The sequence below is a fragment of the Pantoea sp. Lu_F5_004 genome (genome assembly GCF_051136245.1).
GTDB classification, from domain to species: domain Bacteria; phylum Pseudomonadota; class Gammaproteobacteria; order Enterobacterales; family Enterobacteriaceae; genus Pantoea; species Pantoea agglomerans.
This window is the reverse complement of record NZ_CP194947.1, coordinates 488,439-506,908: the sequence shown is the minus strand read 5'-3', so window position 1 is coordinate 506,908 and position 18,470 is coordinate 488,439. Positions and strand designations below refer to the sequence as shown.

Annotated in this window: 16 protein-coding genes; 10 read left to right on the top strand and 6 right to left on the bottom strand. The window is 53.4% G+C overall.

Annotated elements, in window-relative coordinates; translation table 11 throughout:
* Positions 1-92: 92 nt before the first annotated feature.
* Positions 93-1,970 carry a M48 family metallopeptidase gene (locus tag ACR8BN_RS21365; RefSeq protein ID WP_434747688.1) on the bottom strand — a complete coding sequence of 626 codons (1,878 nt, stop codon included), beginning with the start codon at positions 1,968-1,970 and terminating at the stop codon, positions 93-95.
* 358 nt (positions 1,971-2,328) lie between these two features.
* Positions 2,329-2,766, bottom strand: coding sequence for a DUF2628 domain-containing protein (locus ACR8BN_RS21360; protein ID WP_434747687.1), 438 nt, complete (start codon positions 2,764-2,766; stop codon positions 2,329-2,331).
* Positions 2,767-3,166: 400 nt separating this feature from the next.
* On the opposite strand from ACR8BN_RS21360, the gene ACR8BN_RS21355 reads away from it, so the two are divergent.
* On the top strand, positions 3,167-3,508 hold the full coding sequence (locus ACR8BN_RS21355; RefSeq protein ID WP_064703810.1) for a hypothetical protein: 342 nt from the start codon (positions 3,167-3,169) through the stop codon (positions 3,506-3,508).
* Between the two features lie 71 nt (positions 3,509-3,579).
* The gene (locus tag ACR8BN_RS21350; RefSeq protein WP_064703811.1) at positions 3,580-4,137 is read left to right on the top strand and encodes a hypothetical protein; all 558 of its coding nucleotides are present in this window, start codon (positions 3,580-3,582) and stop codon (positions 4,135-4,137) included.
* A gap of 256 nt (positions 4,138-4,393) precedes the next feature.
* Here the strand turns inward: ACR8BN_RS21350 and ACR8BN_RS21345 are convergent, their stop codons facing one another.
* Entirely contained in the window at positions 4,394-5,512 is a 1,119-nt protein-coding gene (locus ACR8BN_RS21345) for an ABC transporter ATP-binding protein (RefSeq protein WP_064703812.1), read from the bottom strand.
* A 325-nt stretch (positions 5,513-5,837) separates the two neighbouring features.
* On the opposite strand from ACR8BN_RS21345, the gene ACR8BN_RS21340 reads away from it, so the two are divergent.
* The 6 genes from ACR8BN_RS21340 to ACR8BN_RS21315 all read left to right on the top strand — a co-directional run bounded on the left by ACR8BN_RS21340 (position 5,838) and on the right by ACR8BN_RS21315 (position 13,250).
* Positions 5,838-7,058: an extracellular solute-binding protein gene (locus ACR8BN_RS21340; protein ID WP_163638891.1), complete on the top strand. Its 1,221-nt coding sequence runs from the start codon at positions 5,838-5,840 to the stop codon at positions 7,056-7,058.
* Entirely contained in the window at positions 7,058-8,407 is a 1,350-nt protein-coding gene (locus ACR8BN_RS21335) for a carbohydrate ABC transporter permease (protein WP_434747686.1), read from the top strand. The genes ACR8BN_RS21340 and ACR8BN_RS21335 overlap by 1 nt, the downstream gene beginning before the upstream one ends.
* Before the next feature lie 10 nt (positions 8,408-8,417).
* Complete coding sequence (locus ACR8BN_RS21330; RefSeq protein WP_033786803.1) at positions 8,418-9,269, top strand: sugar ABC transporter permease; 852 nt, start codon at positions 8,418-8,420, stop codon at positions 9,267-9,269.
* Between the two features lie 3 nt (positions 9,270-9,272).
* A complete protein-coding gene (locus tag ACR8BN_RS21325; protein ID WP_109651285.1) occupies positions 9,273-10,466 on the top strand; it encodes a glycoside hydrolase family 53 protein in 1,194 nt (397 codons plus the stop codon).
* Between the two features lie 41 nt (positions 10,467-10,507).
* Positions 10,508-12,583, top strand: a complete 2,076-nt coding sequence (locus ACR8BN_RS21320; protein ID WP_434747685.1) for a beta-galactosidase — start codon at positions 10,508-10,510, stop codon at positions 12,581-12,583.
* A 343-nt stretch (positions 12,584-12,926) separates the two neighbouring features.
* Entirely contained in the window at positions 12,927-13,250 is a 324-nt protein-coding gene (locus ACR8BN_RS21315; protein ID WP_010259145.1) for a glucose PTS transporter subunit EIIB, read from the top strand.
* Between the two features lie 83 nt (positions 13,251-13,333).
* Here the strand turns inward: ACR8BN_RS21315 and ACR8BN_RS21310 are convergent, their stop codons facing one another.
* The gene (locus ACR8BN_RS21310) at positions 13,334-14,596 is read right to left on the bottom strand and encodes a maltoporin (protein ID WP_064703816.1); all 1,263 of its coding nucleotides are present in this window, start codon (positions 14,594-14,596) and stop codon (positions 13,334-13,336) included.
* Positions 14,597-14,861: 265 nt separating this feature from the next.
* Here ACR8BN_RS21310 and ACR8BN_RS21305 point away from each other — a divergent pair, with 265 nt between their 5' ends.
* A complete protein-coding gene (locus ACR8BN_RS21305) occupies positions 14,862-15,932 on the top strand; it encodes a LacI family DNA-binding transcriptional regulator (RefSeq protein WP_411556403.1) in 1,071 nt (356 codons plus the stop codon).
* A 185-nt stretch (positions 15,933-16,117) separates the two neighbouring features.
* On the top strand, positions 16,118-16,444 hold the full coding sequence (locus tag ACR8BN_RS21300; RefSeq protein ID WP_064703818.1) for a hypothetical protein: 327 nt from the start codon (positions 16,118-16,120) through the stop codon (positions 16,442-16,444).
* Positions 16,445-16,544: 100 nt separating this feature from the next.
* Here the strand turns inward: ACR8BN_RS21300 and ACR8BN_RS21295 are convergent, their stop codons facing one another.
* Both ACR8BN_RS21295 and ACR8BN_RS21290 read right to left on the bottom strand, forming a co-directional pair.
* Positions 16,545-17,318, bottom strand: coding sequence for a COG4705 family protein (locus ACR8BN_RS21295; RefSeq protein ID WP_050679454.1), 774 nt, complete (start codon positions 17,316-17,318; stop codon positions 16,545-16,547).
* A gap of 406 nt (positions 17,319-17,724) precedes the next feature.
* Entirely contained in the window at positions 17,725-18,468 is a 744-nt protein-coding gene (locus ACR8BN_RS21290) for an SDR family oxidoreductase (protein ID WP_434747684.1), read from the bottom strand.
* Positions 18,469-18,470 lie beyond the last annotated feature (2 nt).

Sequence of the window (18,470 nt, the reverse complement as noted above, 5' to 3'; positions counted from 1 at the left end):
CCTTTATTTATGTGGTCAGAAATAGAGATTGAAAATGGATGTTCGCATTGGCTCCCTTTTCAGCTGCGATGAGGGAGCCGATGACAAACGGGTTATGCGCTTTGCGTCGCTGCCGCCGTTTCTTCTTTCAGCAACGCCCTGACTGTCTGATGACGATGCCAGTAATAGCCGAGGGTGTTTTTAAAGGCTTCAATCTCCTTTTTCAGGCCCGGCAGAGGGATCTCACTGCGTTTTTTCCCCTGCGAGTTTGGCTGCACATGTTGCACGTAGAGCTTATCCCGGCCGAAGCTACGAATGACGTTGATGTTTTTAACGTTATCCCACTCCAGCACTTCGCCGGTTTTTGGCGACACGATGCCCTGCCAGGTGATGACGATCTGCGAGCCATCTTTCAGGGTATAAGGAACATTGGGGAAATGCTTCAGCACCAGCGCGGTTTCCATTTCACCGTCAGGCTGATAGCGCCAGGCCAGGCTCTCCTCATGCACAGAAGAGAAGTCGCGCTCATATTTCTGCCACAACTGCTGTTCAATCTCGTCGGCAACCGGCATCAGATCGACCCAGCTCTGGGCCGGGAAATCGGCGGCGATCGCTGCATAGTCAGCTTCGTTAATCTCATACCCTACGTTGCGCATCCTTTCCGCCAGCGGCGGGTGTGAATCAAACGGGTGCGGCACATTCTGCTCACGGATGACGCTGATGAAGTCCGGAGAGGCGACATGTTCTGGCAAACCGGCAGCAATCGCTTTACTGATCCCCAGTTCATTTTCGTGCAGCGTCTGGTTATTAAAGAAGTTTTGCTCAACTTCATTCCGGTAGCTGGCATACGCAGACACTTTGATCAGTGATTCGATAATCGCGGCAGGGGAGACCAGCGTTGATGCATTGCGATCCGCGACAAATTCACGTTCACGGCTGTTACGCTGCCACGCCAGTTCAAACAGCATGCGATAAAGATAGAGCGGATAGAAGACGATCAGCGTGGCCACATTCTGACCCATCAGCTGCATATAGAGATCAAACCGGTGCAGTTTCGGTCCCAGTAATGCGCCGGAGGCGGTATCGCCTTCATGCAGGTGGGTCAGTTCATGGACCATCACGCCATCAGCCTGCGCAACGGTGAGCTGACGCAGGAGCGGAATACTGACATAGAGCTTACGGCCAGTGAGCGGATTCCCATTCACGTTCAGCGGAGCTTCGGTCACGTAGAAGTTGGTGTCGATACCCGCAACAATATGATCGGGTGGCGTGGTGCCCACTCTGGCGGCCAGCATATCAATCTGTGACCAGAGTGCCGGGGCCGCTTCGCGGGTCACGACTTCGCCTTCAATACTCTCTTCCGGTGGGGGTTTTTTGAAGATGCCTTTAATCATGTAATACATACCGGCCAGCACCAGCAGTCCTACTGCCATCACCAGTTTTGGATAGTAGGTTTGCGTGAAGAAGGCGGTGCCCCAGAATGAGAGCCATACCAGCATGCCGCCCTGTACCATGACTTCCAGCGAACAGGCCAGCATCAGGAACTTGCGAGCCAGCGCCAGACTGATAACCTGTCCCTGGCGGCTTTTAAAGGCCAGCGCACTGAACAGCAACACCATCAGCAGGACAGCGCCGCTGCCGATCAGTGTCCAGAATGCCACTTTATCCATCATGTAGAACTGCCACAGTTCGGATTGCGGTTCGCAGACGGCGTTTTTGTAATCCTGCAGATTTTCATCTACCGGGCCGCAGACACTGGAAGGCGGGTTCTGCTGCAGAAACGCCTGTAGTTTATCCGTATCCTGATGTTGTTCCCGCGCATCGTCCATGAAGAACTGCGTGTATTGCTGATCAAGTTGTTTGTTGCCATATTCAGCAAAAAACAGGGTAATGACGGGGACGAGAAACAGTGTGAATAGCAGCCAGAAAAATACCTTTAGATAACCCTTTTTCAATTCCGTTAATGTATTCAAAATAATAACTTCCTGCATGTCTATGAAAGGGAGAAGCTGCCGCTATCAGGAAATTCCGAAAAGGATATCCTGGCCCCGGTTAAACGGTGCTGAAACATTTATGCGAGCTTCACGATATTATAATTATTGCAGAGCGATTATAAGCCAGTCTGAACCCGTTTTGAAAAGGTATAGCCGGATATTTTCGGCAATTTTTCTCTTTTCCGTCAGGTTATTTCCCTCGCGGCTTCCGGTGGTTCTGCCGCAACAGCACTAATTTGAGTTAGTGTGCATCACTTATTTTGTCTGGTCTCCTGACTGAGGGCTAACCCCCACCACCTGTCTGCACCCGATACACCCTATTTCTATATTTTACCATCAGAGCGGTGCGAAAAAATTACCACCGAATCCCTTTAAAGTGATTCCAGCCGTTATCGCCTTTTTTCTCTTTCAGGTAATAACTGTAATTGGTGCTCATGCCGTACAGGGCATTAAAGCCATAGCCCAGGCCAACCTGAAGATACCGTGGAAATTCCATGCCCGCTATCGCTAAGGCGATGATCAGAATAGTATAAACAGCCACCATAATTAAAATAAGCATGATATTCTTCTTCCACAGGCCGAGTGCGAACAGATAAATCGGGCCGAAAAGGAAGGCAATTAAATTCATGTTCACTTTTAATTTTTGCCTGAAAGGCAGTTGTTTCAATGCCTGTCTGAAGCCTGGTGTACTGGGAGCACCATGAAGGTCGAAAAAATCAAATCGGGTTTGCCATTTCGCACTGTACTCTTTGGTTTCGTTAATTCTATTATTATTTTCAATAGGTTGATTCATGGTTTCCTCAAAATCCTGCGCAGAAAACTACAGAGACCGACACTGTTTCAGACGGATGACAGCCGCATGAATGGTGCTCATCGACCGCCAGAACAGCGCGTACGAATTTTAAAAACAGAGAAGCCGCGTTAATTCGCACAAAAATAATATCGGTACGGTACAAATAGCCATGCAGTACCCTGGGTGCGCAATTAGCTGCACGGGTGCCGGCTCAGGTTAAACAGCAGTATTTGAAAATAAATCCATCAGAATCAGCAATGTGAAAATTGCACAGGCCGGACATTTTCTGTGCTGGATGTAATTGATATTAGCACCAAAGAAAATATCGCCACAATGATAAAAATATGTTAATTTTCAAAAAAAATATTCCTCGTTCCTCACACCTTAGAAGGATATAAAGATGATCGCATGGAGCGGAGTGGGTTTTTTCGTCGCAGTATTAATTTGTGCCGCCTACCTCCTGTGTAAATGGCTGTTAGATATTTATTACTACGACGGTTTCTTTGTCGCACATCTATGGGCGACAGGGGCTACGCTGATCGTTTCTGCCCTTTTTTGCGCGGCCTTTGTCTGGGTGCTCCGGCAGGAAAAATGGCTGGACTCCCTTGCCCAGGCAACGAAAAGCCAGCCAATGATGGCCCCTGAAAAAACCCACAACTTCTTTTTTATTCCCGTTCTCTACTGGCCGATTATTCTGTTTCTGCTCGGCTCAGGGATCTGTATTTACGACCTGACCCGATAACACCTCTGCCTCGCTGACACCTGATGTGGTGCCAGTGAAATGGAAATATCCACTACACGAAGGAGTTCACGGTGAAATTACGTCAATCATTAAACATTATGGGTGCCCTCTGCCTGACCGCTGCTCTTGGCAGCACCCCGATGATCGCATCAGCTGCCGAAGCGAAAACAGCGCAGGCTGCAAATACGCAGACACAGACGATCTCTTTGCTGGATGGCAAACAGACGTTCAAACTGCAGGGCTATGAAAAGCAGCCTGTGCCGGGCGGCGGACCGGGTACCATGTATGTGAACAAGCAGGAAAAACGCGTATTGATCATTGGCGAAGAAGAGATCCCGGTGATTGCGCGTGGTGGCAGTGACGCTGATTTTCTTGAAGGCGGGAAGTCTATCAAAGACAAGCAGAAGCAGGCTTCACCGTCTTATACGGTGATCAGTGAGAAAACTGAAAATGCCAACGGTTTGCCGGTCTATCATATTGAAGCCACCGACAAAATGGGTGGCAACGATGTGCAGCAGGCCACTCTGCTGGCAGCCGCCAACAAGAAATTCACCGTTATTCAGGTGGTTTCAAACCACAAAGACAAGGCTGGCCACCTGAAAGCAGTAAATAATATCCTCGGTAAGTAAGGCCTCAGTCGATAAGCCCGGTTAGCTGATCGACCCGGAGAAGGGGTTGCCGGTGGGGTTCATGAGTTTACTCAGAACACACCTGCAATGCCTTGTCTGAACAATGTTCAGGCTTAAGCTCGGGCTGATGCTTCTGCGCGTCATCAAGGCTTGCCCGCAAACCCCTTTCCAGAGCTCTTTCTTCAGGCGTTATGCCAGGCCTGAAAACAGAAAAGGCCGTCTCCGGCCTCTCGTTAACGCCCTGCAAACATCTGCTTCAGGCTGCGCGAACCTGCGGCATCGCTATATCCGCGCTGATTCGCGCACCTTCAGCATCAAACACCATGCAGTGGTGCGGATGGAAGGTGGGGCGCAGCGTCTGATAAGGACGGAAATGCACATCGCCGGGCAGCAGCATCTTGAAGCCGTCGTGGCCGTGGCTCTGACCAAACAGATAGGTGTTGTTGCCAAGTCGCTCAACCACTTCGCAGTGGAAGTTGATGTTCAGTGGTGCATCGCCGTTGATCTGCAACTGTTCCGGCCTTATACCCAGCGTGATCTCATCACCTGGTTGCAACTGGCGGATGGGCGAGGGGAGCTGCAGCCGATGTTCGCCGTCATTGATCAGGGCGACCAGCCCTGCAGGGCCGCACTGCTCCACGCGCGCAGGCAGGAAGTTCATCTTAGGTGAGCCGATAAAACCGGCGACAAAGCGGTTAATCGGGTTGTAATAGAGCTCCATCGGTGAACCCACCTGTTCAACCTTGCCGTAGTTCATGACCACAATCTTATCGGCCAGCGTCATTGCTTCCGTCTGATCGTGCGTGACATAGACCATAGTGGTTTTCAGCTCCTGGTGCAGCTTCGCGATGTGCAGCCGCATATCGACACGCAGTTCCGCATCCAGGTTCGATAAGGGCTCATCAAACATAAACACCCGGGGGTTACGCACGATTGCGCGACCAATGGCGACACGCTGACGCTGACCACCGGAAAGCTGCTTTGGTTTACGATCCAGCAGATGCGCAAGCTGTAGCGTCTTCGCCACCATCTCTACCTGATGCTGAATCTGCGCTTTCGGCAGGCCGTTCACCTTCAGGCCGTAACCGATATTTTCCGCCACCGTCATATGCGGGTAAAGCGCATAAGACTGAAACACCATTGCCACTCCGCGGTGCGAGGGTGCGACATCATTCATGACCTCATCACCAATCAAAATCTCACCGTCACTGATCTCTTCCAGCCCGGCGATCAGCCGCAACAGTGTGGATTTACCGCAGCCTGACGGACCGACGAAGACCGCAAACTCACCGGCCTCAATATCAAGCGCGATATTTTTCAGCGTTTCTGTTTTACCAAAGCGTTTGGTGACGTTTCTCAATCTGATGCTGGACATGCTGATCCTCATGGCAAGGGATTTGGCGGCTAAAATGTACGACGTATAACAGTTTGTCTTTTTACACCTCAGCCCTGATGGTGCCTGCGCTGACTATATCGTTCCGCCAGGGTGCGCCCTACCGCTGATTTTGATTTCTGTAATAGCGATCACACATTGATGCGAACGGGCTGGAGCGCGGTGCGCATTCCGCGTAGCGTATGGCTCAAATGCGATACGTTATTCACACTTCATATGCTCAATAATTCCTTGTTCAGCATGTGCCTGAAAAAAGAACATCAGCAAATGACAGCTTAAAATGTCATACCTTCACACGAGGCCAGTAATGAAAATCAAAATCAGCGTTACGCTACTTCTTTCCGCATTGATGCTTAATCAATCCGCCTGGGCCGCTCAGCAACTTACCGTCTGGGAAGACATTAAAAAATCAGACGGCATCAAAACGGCGATCGCCGATTTTCAGAAACAGTTCGGCGTTGAAGTGAAAGTTCAGGAGATGCCGTTTGCACAGCAGATTGAGAAGCTGCGTCTGGATGGCCCGGCGGGTATTGGCCCGGATGTCCTGGTGATCCCTAATGACCAGCTCGGTAGCGCGGTCGTACAGGGATTACTGGCACCGCTGAAAATTGATGCGGCAGAGCAGAGCGCTTACACCCCCTCAGCAATGGCGGCTTTCACACAGAACAATGTGGTCTACGGCGTACCCAAAGCGGTGGAAACGCTGGTGCTGATTTACAACAAAGATCTGCTGCCGTCACCACTGAAAACGCTGGAGGAATACCGTGCCTTCTCACAGAAGCAGCGCGAGACGAAGCAGTATGGCCTGCTCGCTAAGTTTGACCAGATTTATTACAGCTGGGGCGTGATGGCCCCGATGGGCTCTTACATCTTTGGCAAAGACGCCAAAGGCGCCATTAACACTCAGGATATCGGTCTGAACACCCCAGGCAGCGTGGAAGCGGTGACTTATCTCAAGCGCTTCTTCAGTGAAGGATTGCTGCCAGGCGGCATCATGGGCGACAACGGTCTCAACGCCATCGACTCGCTGTTTACCGAGAAAAAAGCGGCGGCGGTGATCAATGGGCCGTGGGCATTCCAGCCTTATCAGGCTGCCGGAATCAACTATGGCGTGGCACCGCTGCCGCTGTTGCCTAACGGTAAGCCGATGAGTTCCTTCCTGGGCGTCAAAGGCTACGTGGTCTCTACCTGGAGCAAAGATCAGCCGCTGGCGCAGAAGTTCCTCACCTTCATCAACCAGCCGCAGTACGTGAAAGAGCGTTATCAGAAAACCCAGGAGATCCCACCGGTCACCGCGCTGATGAACGATCCGATTATCAAAGATGATGAGAAGGCCAACGCGGTCGCGGTGCAGGCGGCGCGTGCGTCAGCGATGCCAGGCGTGCCGGAAATGCAGGAAGTGTGGGGGCCAGCTAATGCTGCCCTTGAGCTGAGTGTATCCGGCAAGCAGGAGCCAAAAGCGGCACTGGATAATGCAGTGAAGCAGATCACCATGCAGATAGAAGCGATGCAGGCCAGCAACCAGTAATGCAGGTTCACGGGATAACCGTACAGGATAAGGATCAGGGTGTGGCTATATCTTCCGATGACAATCTGGTGACGGCTAAGCGTCCGCGTCGTCATGCGACCACCGGTGCTGTGTTGGCACTGCTGCCTGGCTTCGGCCAGTTTTACCACCGCCAGTGGGCTAAAGGGCTCTGTTTTCTGATTTTGCTCAGCAGTTTTACCGGCGTTTTCCACGATTTTCTGCGTGAGGGATTCTGGGGGCTCTATACGCTGGGCGAATCGGTGCCGCGTGATAACTCCATTTTCCTGCTGGCCGAGGGCATTATCAGCGTGCTGATTGCTGCCTTCGGCGTGGCAGTCTGGGGAGTGTCAATGCGCGATGCCTGGGTCAATGGCGTTAAGCGCGACAAGGGTCAGCAGCTGAACAGCGTGCGCCAGCAGTATCAGTTACTGCTGCGCGATGGCTTCCCCTATCTGATGATTTCACCCGGCTTTATTCTGCTGGTGTTTGTGGTGGTGTTTCCGATTCTGTTCGGTTTCGCCATCGCCTTCACCAACTACAACCTCTATCACACGCCACCGGCGAAGCTGGTGGACTGGGTGGGATTCAAAAACTTCATCAACATTTTTACCCTGTCGATCTGGCGCTCCACCTTCTTTGACGTGCTGCAGTGGACGGTGGTCTGGACACTGCTCGCTACCACGCTGCAGTGCACCGTGGGCGTGATGCTGGCGATTCTGGTCAATCAGAAGGACCTGCGCTTTAAACCGCTGATCCGCACCATCTTTATCCTGCCGTGGGCGGTGCCGGGCTTCGTCACCATTCTGGTCTTCGCCGGAATGTTCAACGACAGCTTTGGGGTGATCAACAACGCCATTCTCGACTTCTTTGGCATTGCACCCAAAGCGTGGATGACCGATCCGTTCTGGACCAAAACTGCGCTGATTATGATGCAGACCTGGCTCGGTTTCCCGTTTGTGTTTGCGATGACTACCGGCGTCCTGCAGGCGATCCCTGACGATCTCTATGAGGCGGCGATCATGGACGGTGCCAGCGCCTGGACGCGGCTGAAAACCATCACGCTACCGCTGGTGCTCTACGCCATTGCGCCGATCATCATCACGCAATACACCTTCAACTTTAATAATTTCAACATCATCTATCTGTTTAACAACGGCGGTCCGGCGGTGGCGGGGTCGAATGCCGGAGGAACCGATATCCTGGTGTCGTGGATCTACAAGCTCACCATGTCGTCGTCGCAATATGCTATCGCCGCCACTATCACCATTTTGCTGTCGATTTTCGTGGTAGGTCTGGCGCTGTGGCAGTTCCGCGCGACCCGGTCGTTTAAACAAGATGAGATGGCGTAAGGGAGCAGTTATGGCGAAGTCCGGCAGTATTAAACGCGAAAGGTGGATACGCCTGTCGCTGACCTGGCTGGTGGTGCTGGCCGTCTCGGCCATCATTATCTATCCGCTGGTCTGGACAGTAGGAGCATCACTGAATGCAGGTAACAGCCTGCTCAGTAGTTCGATCATTCCGGAGAATGCGTCGCTGCAGCACTACCGCGACCTGTTCAATGGCACTGTGCCTTACCTGACGTGGTACTGGAACTCGATGAAAATCAGTTTCCTGACCATGGTGCTGACGTTGATCAGCGTCAGCTGTACCGCCTACGCTTTTTCCCGTTTTCGGTTCAAGGGGCGGCAGAACGGACTGATGCTGTTTCTGTTGTTACAGATGATCCCGCAGTTTTCGGCGCTGATCGCGATTTTCGTGCTGTCGCAGCTGCTGGGGTTGATCAACAGCCATCTGGCGCTGGTGCTGATCTACGTTGGTGGGATGATCCCGATGAACACCTATCTGATGAAGGGTTATCTCGACTCGATTCCCAAAGATCTGGATGAGTCGGCGCGCATGGACGGTGCGGGTAACTTCCGCATCTTTGTTGAGATCATTATGCCGCTGTCGAAGCCGATTCTGGCGGTAGTGGCGCTGTTCTCCTTCACCGGCCCGCTGGGCGATTTCATCCTCTCTAGCACCATTCTGCGTACGCCAGAGCAGTTCACGCTGCCGATTGGCCTCTATAACCTGGTTTCACAAAAAATGGGCGCCAGCTACACCACCTATGCCGCCGGTGCCGTGCTGATCGCCGTGCCGGTGGCGGTGTTCTATCTGGCCCTGCAGAAATACTTCGTTTCTGGCCTGGCCTCAGGCAGTACTAAAGGATAAATCATGACGCCAAAAACATTGATTCTCGCTCTGGCGCTTGCCTGGGCGACACCGCTGCTCGCCGCCGATCAGCCAGTCATCGGCTCTGCCGGGCCGTGGCCAGCCGATTTTATCAAAGGTGCGGATATCTCATCGCTGGCTGAACTGGAGAAGCAGGGTGCGAAATTCTACAACGCAGATAACCAGCAGCAGGATGCCATCGCTATCCTGAAAGCCAGCGGCATCAACACCATCCGGCTGCGGCTGTGGGTGGATCCCCGCGACGACAGCGGTCAGACCTACGGTGGTGGTGGCAACGATCTGGCGACCACGCTGGCGCTGGCGAAGCGCGTTAAAGCGGCGGGCCTGAAGCTGCTGCTGGATATCCACTACAGCGATTTCTGGACTGATCCAGGCAAGCAGTTCAAGCCCAAAGCCTGGCAGTCGCTGTCTTTTCCGCAGCTGGAAACCCGGGTTCATGACTACACCCGCGACACCATCGCCCGTTTCAAAGCGGAAGGTGTGATGCCGGATATCGTGCAGATTGGCAATGAACTTAACGGTGGCATGCTCTGGCCGGAAGGCAAAAGCTGGGGCCAGAACGGCGGTGAGTTTGATCGGCTGGCCGGTCTGCTGAAAGCCGGGATCCGCGGGGTGCGTGAGAACCTCAGCGACCCGCATCAGGTGAAGATCATGCTGCACCTGGCTGAGGGCACAAAGAACGACATGTTCCGCTGGTGGTTCGACGAGATCGTTAAGCGTGATGTGCCATTCGATGTGATTGGCCTGTCGATGTACACCTACTGGAACGGCCCCATCAGCGCCCTGAAAGCCAACATGGATGATATCTCCCGGCGCTATGACAAAGACGTGATGGTGGTGGAAGCAGCCTATGGCTACACGCTGGAAAACTGCGATAGCGCGGAGAACAGTTTCCAGGCCAAAGAGGAGCAGGCGGGTGGCTATCCCGGCAGCGTAGCAGGCCAGGCGGCCTATCTGCATGACCTGATTAAAGCGGTGCTGGCGGTGCCGGACCATCGCGGCAAGGGTGTCGTCTACTGGGAACCGGCGTGGATCCCTGCGCCCGGCAATACCTGGGCGACGCCCGCTGGCATGAAATATATCCACGACGAATGGAAACAGGGTAACGCCCGCGAAAACCAGGCGCTGTTTGACTGTCACGGCAAGGCGCTGCCTTCGCTGCAGGTTTTTCATTAACTATTAGCGCAAACGCTGATGTCTACCTCTGAGGAACAGGTATGAATAAATTTCCCCCGCTCAGCGCCCGGGTTAACCGGCTGCTGCATGGTGCTGACTACAATCCGGAACAGTGGGCGCACCAGCCGGGCATTATTGATGACGATGTAATGATGATGAAGCAGGCGAACTGCAACGTTATGTCGGTGGGTATTTTCAGCTGGGCGAAGCTGGAGCCGGAAGAGGGGCGCTATGAATTTGGCTGGCTGGATGAGGTTATTGACACGCTCTGGCTGCAGGGGATTTCTGTATTTCTTGCTACCCCGAGCGGGGCCCGGCCAGCCTGGATGTCGCAGGCTTACCCGGAGGTGCTGCGTGTGGGGCGCGATCGCGTACCGGCTCTGCATGGTGGCCGTCATAACCACTGCATGACCTCGCCGGTGTATCGACAGAAAGTGCAGGCGATGAACAGCCGGCTGGCGGCGCGCTATGCGCATCATCCGGCGGTGCTCGGCTGGCATATTTCCAATGAGTATGGCGGAGAATGTCATTGCGATCGCTGTCAGCAGGCGTTTCGCGGCTGGTTGCAGCGCCGTTATGAGACGCTGGAGAACCTGAATCTCGCCTGGTGGAGTGATTTCTGGAGCCATACCTACAGCGACTGGTCACAGATTGTGTCGCCAGCGCCACAGGGTGAGATGTCGATTCACGGTCTGAATCTGGACTGGCGGCGGTTTATGACCGATCAGGTTACTGATTTCTGTCGTGAGGAGATTAAACCGCTGAAGCAGGCCAATCCCGATCTGCCTGCGACCACCAATTTTATGGAATATTTCTACGACTACGATTACTGGAAGCTGGCACCGGTGCTCGATTTTATCTCCTGGGATAGCTACCCGATGTGGCATAACGAGAAGGATGAGACCACGCTCGCCTGTTATACCGCGATGTACCACGATTTGATGCGCACCCTGAAGCAGGGCAAGCCTTTCGTGTTGATGGAGTCGACGCCGAGTGCCACCAACTGGCAGCCGACCAGCAAGCTGAAGAAGCCGGGGATGCATATTCTGTCGTCACTGCAGGCGGTGGCCCATGGTGCGGACGCGGTGCAATATTTCCAGTGGCGTAAGAGCCGCGGCTCGGTCGAGAAGTTTCATGGCGCGGTGGTCGATCATGTGGGTCATCTTGATACGCGCACCGGTCGTGAGGTGAGTGAGCTGGGCCGGATGCTGGCCGCGATGACGCCGGTGATGGGCAGCCGGGTTGAGGCGCGGGTGGCGATTATTTTTGACTGGGAGAGTCGCTGGGCGATGGATAACTCGCAGGGGCCGCGCAATCTCGGACTGCATTATGAGCGCACAGTGAACGAGCACTACCGTGCTTTCTGGGAGCAGGGCGTTGCGGTGGATGTAATTAACGGCGACTGCGATCTCAGCGGTTACGATCTGGTGATTGCGCCGATGCTGTATATGGTGCGGGAGGGTTTTGCGGCGCGGGTGGAGCAGCATCTTGAGCAGGGCGGGCATTTCGTTGCCAGCTACTGGAGCGGCATCGTAAATGAGAGCGATCTGTGTTATCCCGGTGGCTTCCCGGGGCCGTTGCGGCCGTTGCTCGGCATCTGGTCAGAAGAGATCGATAGTCTGACTGATGAGGAGTTCAATGGCGTGCGCGGGGTGCGCGGCAATGAGCTGGGTCTGAGTGGGCCTTATCAGGCGCGAGAGCTTTGCGAGCATATTCATCTGGAAGGGGCAACGGCGCTGGCCAGCTATGAGAGCGATTTTTATGCCGGTACCCCGGCGGTGACGGTGAATCGCGTGGGTCAGGGCAAAGCCTGGTATATTGCGTCGCGTAATGATCTGTCTTTCCAGCGGGATTTTTATGGTGCGTTGATTAAGCAGCTGGCGTTGCCACGCGCGCTGGCGATTGATCTGCCACCGGGTGTGGTCGTTCAGCGGCGCACTGATGGCGAACAGGCGTTTCTTTTTGTGCAGAATTTTACCGGTCAGGTGCAGCAGCTGTCGTTGCCTGCCGGGCTCAGCGATTTGATCGATGGCTCGGTTGTGGGGGGATCGCTGGTGCTGGCGCCGTGGGGATGTCGCGTTCTGAGTGTGCCGCTAACTGAAGACGCAAGCCTTTGAAGTTAGTTGAATGCCGTTTGCTGGCAGGGTGAGCGCAGGCTCAGGGGGCATATGCCCCCATCGCTTTGAGTCTGGGCACTGTCTGTGGCGGCAGGTCACGGGAACAGTTGATATCGAGCTGGTTTGGTTAGGTTTGCTGACAGGCTGAGCTTTGCGCATGGGAGTTGTGTGTGGAAAGTTCTGCCGTGGCTTTAATTGCGGACTTTGTGGCGGGGGAATAGGGTTTGAGGGCAGGAAGAGTGTATTTTCTGTGAGTGCCCTGAAGCCAGTCCCCCTCGTTTTCGTTTATCAGTCGTGAGTGGCGGGCAGCAGCCCGCCTTTTTATTATCTGGAGGAGAACAACATGGTGAGTCTGAAATCATTTAAGCAATATTTCAGTCGGCAGCCGCTGACGGCGGAAGAGGTTGAGATAGACAGTGCGCTGCTGGAGCGTCTTGTAGAGTGCTTTGGCGGGCGTGAAAACATTCAGCAGGTGGACGCCTGTTTAACCCGGCTGCGGGTGAAAGTGACATCGCTGAGGGCGGTGGATACGGCAGGATTACAGAAGGCGGGGGCGATTGGCGTGGTGATTCTGGGGCAGGAAGTTCATGCCATCTTTGGTACGCAGTCCGACCAGCTGCGTCAGTTGCTGGAAGCCCGATTCTTTAAGCCACTTCAGCCGGAGTAAAAAAAATGGATAACCGTCGCCGGTTATCCAAATAAACCCCTGCATAAGAGCTTAACAATGATCACAATGAGGAGACTGCTCGGTTACCACCAGGCTTCGACCTGTACGCCGAAGTTCCAGGTGTTGTTACTGGTGTTGTCCTGGAAACTGTGTCCGTCTTCTGAGTCATTCAGATAAGAGGCAAACAGACGCAGTTCCGGGCGTGACATAAATTCGGGACCGGCTGCGAGACCCAGCGCCAGCGTATATTTCTGACCCGCCTGTTTGTAGTCGCTGCCCACTTTGTTCTCATCTTTCTGCCAGAAACTACCCACTTCGCCGATGCCGCGGACATACTGCGTGAACTGATACTGACCACGTCCCACCAGCGACAACAGGGTGCTTTTGCTGGTCTGCGCGGTGACATCATCCGCTGAACCCCAGGTAAAGACCTGATTCAGAGAGAACTTGTCGGTGATCGGTAGCAGGCCGGTATTGATTACGCGGTAGCCGGTGGCATCGCGGGTATCGTTCCACATGTCATACCAGCCGCCGCCCTGTGAAATCATGTTTTGTGCCAGGCCTTTATTGGCGTACTGGAATACCAGTTTCTGATAGCCGCCCCACATATCCTGACTGATTTCACTGGTGAGCATTACGCCGTTTTCCGCATCATACAGGCCACCATACTCTTCCTGCTTTTTGGTCGTGTTCGGCATGGCGTAATCAATACCAAACTCGGTCCAGGCACCGCTCCACGGTTTCCAGCCAGCATACCGAAGATCCAGGTAGTTAATGTTGACGTCGTTATCGCCATCGACCCGGTAATCGACGTCATTGGCATCGCCACGGATCCAGGCAAAGGAGATCGCGCCCGGGCCCAGAGTGTAATTTTCGATACCCGCGCCGGAGCCGGAGATATTCCAGTATTTGGTATCAATGATGTGCAAATCGTGACGCTGGTAGTAACGTTTACCGCCCCAGATCACCGCATTCTTGTCACCCGGCACCAGTCCTTTGATCTGCAGATTGAGCTGACGCAAGCCAAACTGCGCATCGTCGCCGAGGGTGGTTTCGTTATCGTTAGAACCGTCGGAGAACATGCTGACCATGGTGTCGACGTAAAAACTGACGTCATCCTTTTTGTAGACTTCGCTGCCCAGCTCAACCTCGCCGTAGGTGTCAGCTTCGTTGCCGAGACGGCCAATCTTGTTCTTTTGATACTCTTCAATACCGCCATCCTGCGATACGCCAACGCCACCACGCAGATAGCCATGGAAATCAATGTTGTCGATAGCAGCATAGAGCGTCGGGGAGGTCAGGGCCGCAGCGAGCGCCACAGCAGCAGTACGTAACCTTGTTTCCATGTTATCCTCAATTTTATTTGTAATACGTTCACATGACAGCGGCAGTTAACGCTTTTTGTTAGATGGGTGACAAACAAAATCGCGATAATGTGTGATGCAGTGCAAATAAAGAGGCGGTATTTGTAACGATTAGTGAATCAGATCACCAAATCTCGTGATGTGAAGGTATGACTTTTACTTTTTATTTGCGCAATGTGACTGCGGTAACCTGGCTTATTCGGCTGCTGTGATACCATTCCGCCATCGGTAATCAGGGATGCGAATTATGAAATCAAAAAATGCCACCTTAGAGGATGTCGCCCGCCATGCTGGCGTCTCTTATCAGACGGTTTCGCGGGTTTTGAATAAGTCGGCAAACGTCTCAGAATCAACGCGGCGCAAGGTGGAGCAATCTATTGAGATCCTGCGCTACGTGCCAAACAGACTGGCGCAACAGCTGGTGGGTAAGCAGAGCACAACGCTGGGTCTGGTGACCACATCGCTGGCGTTGCATGCTCCCTCGCAGGTGGCCGCTGCGGTAAAACGATATGCCAATGCCGCTGACTATCAGGTGCTGATCGCCATGATTGATGAGAACGTCAATCAAAGTCTGCAGAATTGTATCAATGAGCTGAAGTCGCAGCGCGTGGATAAGGTGATTATCAACGTCCCGCTGGAGAGCAGTGATGCGGAGCGGATCGTGCAGGAGAACGACGATATCCTGTGCCTGTTTCTTGATGTTGATCCCTACAGCGCGGTGTTTAATGTTTCGTTTAACCCGGCTGACGGCACCCGTGCCAGTGTCAAATATCTCTATGAGCAGGGGCATCGGGAATTTGCTCTGCTGGCCGGGCCAGAGGAGTCCGTTTCTGCCAATCTGCGGTTAAAGAGCTGGCTGGATACGCTGGAGAGCTATCGTCTGAAGCCGGTCAGCGTCAGCCACGGTAACTGGGATGCGCAAAGTGGTTACAACGGCGTGCTGCAACTGCTGCGTGAAGCGCCGGAGTTCAGCGCGCTGCTGGTGGGAAACGATCAGATGGCGCTGGGCGTGCTGAGCGCGCTGCATCAGCGCGGGGTAGCGGTGCCGGGGCAGATTTCGGTGATTGGCTACGATGACACCTATGAAAGTGCCTTCTTCCATCCGGCGCTGACCACGGTGTCGCTCGATCTTGATTTACAGGGCAAAGAGGCGGTCGCGCGTCTGTTGTTAGCCAGTGAGCATGATGAGCAGCGTTCCTCTTCTATCCTTCCGGCAAAACTGGTGGTGCGCAGCTCGACGGGTATCGCCGGTCAGCAGCAGCGGGATTTGAAGCAGATTGCTGAGCAGCTGCGGCTGCTCGCCAGTCGTCTTGAGTAGCAGAGAACCGGAAGAAGATAAAAAAAGCATAAGAACGCACCGCTGCTATGCTCAGATCAGGATAACGCTTCTGCATGCCGGAAAAATTATCCGATCACTAAATCGGTCAGTGAATGGGCATTCTGCTTCGCGGTAATGCAGCCGACACGTTCAGCCCGGTTTCTCTACTTTCAGGGAGTGACATTATGTTGTGGCTTGAACAGGGACTTTATCTCAGGATCGAAGAGTTAGCGCATGGCCCCAGGCCGCTGCCGCTTTCCAGCGGTTTTACCCCACAGACGGCTTATCGCGCGCTGGGCTGTTTTAACCCCTCTGAAACATCAGATGCTTACTACATTCTTTCAAATGACCGCGATGAAATATGGTTCATCTGTAACCGTCATCTCAGAACCGTTTTCCTTGATGCCAGCAACACTGCGTTTCGGGTGAAGATGTTTGAGCCACCAGAGAGCCTGCCGGTACTCTCTGCTGCACCCGATGGTCAAATCGTCTCCTTTGAGCGCTCTGTCTGATGTAGCCTGTTACGCATAAGAAAATAAAAAAGCCGCCATCGCTGGCGGCCCTGACTACGTTTAAGTCGATGCGTTATCTGTAAATCTGCCAGTAATGTTTTTAACTCGCCGTGGCGGTCTTCATCGCCGGACGCTGGGGCAGTATCACCAGAAGAGCGATGATGATTAGCGCCAGCGTCAGTGAGGCACCGTAGCGGCTTAGCGCGAGTCCGCCTGAGGCAAGGGGTTTGTCCAGAAAGTCGCCGACCACGGCACCCAGTGGTCGGGTCAGGATAAAGGCCGCCCAGAAGAGCCCCGTACGCGAAAGTGAAGTAAAGCGACTGGCCGCCCAGATGATTGCCAGCGCGCCAACAAACAGCAGGATCCCGCCATCGTAGCCAAGCCCTTCAGTGTCTGCCGTCCAGTCACCTAAGGCCGTGCCCAGGGTTTGTGAAAACATAATAGTGACCCAGTAAAAACTCTCTGTGACGCCGTTGCTCACTGAACTGACCGCAACCGTACCGCAGGTGATTTTCCACAGGAAAAGAGAGAGTATAAGCAGGGTGCTCAGCAGCACGGTGCCACCTAAATACCCTATGCCCAGTGAGCGATCGGCAAAATCTGCCATCGTCGTGCCGACCGTGGTTGTGGCCACCACGGTGAACCAGTAAATCCATTTGTTGAAACTGTGGCGATTTATCTGCACCACCACCGCGATCAGAAAGATGATGGCGAAGATCAATGTCCCGGTCAGGTAACCGAGATTCATCGACATGGTCACCGCATCGCCGCCGGTTTCACCCAGGGTAGTCGCAGCGATTTTGGTCAACCAGAAAGCCGCGGTAACGGCCGGAACTTTACTGAGAGAGTGAGAAGCTGTGTTGTTATTTTGCATAGGGTGAGACTCCGGAACAGCCCAACATGGGCTAATACAGAGACGATGTTATAAGATTAATCTTAAGAAAAGGTTAAGCTAAAGAAAACTATGACAGGAATTTTGATCACAGCTTGTCAATGACCAAACCGGCATTTACCCTATGATTTAATGTAATATTTGCTCTGTCGGAGTGCGGTGTTTGGGCTGTTTTTCCTGTTAACCTATAAGAATTAATTCTGAGTTGCTCTGTTTTTTTCTTAATTTTCAGGCGATGCAAATAGTGATAGCCCGGCGGCTTAATCAGGTAAAAATTGCAGAAAAAGTAGCATCAGGGCGTGCGAGCCATACCGGGGCAGTATTGCCCTGATAATCAGCATCAGGACAGGGTGGATGGCGTGGCAACCCCGACGCTGTTATCCGGATATCACCAGTTTTGTCTGGTGGGAGAGACGATGAGGTCGTTGACGGTAATGTTCTGCGGCTGATTTAGTGCATACACCACCGCATTAGCCACATCCTGTGGGCTGATAGCTAATTTATTCAGTTCCTGAGCCACTTTACGGCCCTGAGGATCGCCGACTTTATCGGCCCAGCCGGTATTGATTACGCCAGGGCTGATAGTGTTGACGCGTATCCCGTTATTAACCCCTAAGTCTTTGCGCATCGATTCTGTCATGGCATGGACGAAGAATTTTGTTGCACTGTAAACCCCTGCACCCGCATCCACCTGATGACCTGCAACCGATGCCATATTCAGGATCTGTCCCTCATTTTTCTTCAGCATAACGGGTAACACAGAGGCAATGGCATTCAGATAGCCTTTGATGTTGACGTCGACCATTTTGTTCCACTCTTCCCAGGCAACGTCACTCCAGCTTGAAAAAAGCATCAGGCCCGCATTGTTAATCAGTATGTCTGCCGAGCCGAAAGTATCACTGGCGAACTTCACCAGCGCCTGGGTATCTTCCTGACGCGTAACATCGGTTACCTGGCCGACAGCGCGTCCCCCTTCAGCTTCTATCTGGCGTACCAGCGTATCGAGACCATTCTGGTCCAGTGCTGCCGCCACAATATTCACGCCATGACGCGCAAGTTCAAGCGCGGTAGCCGCGCCGATCCCGGAGGATGCACCTGTAATAATGGATGTTTTCTGTTGCAGGTAATTCATTT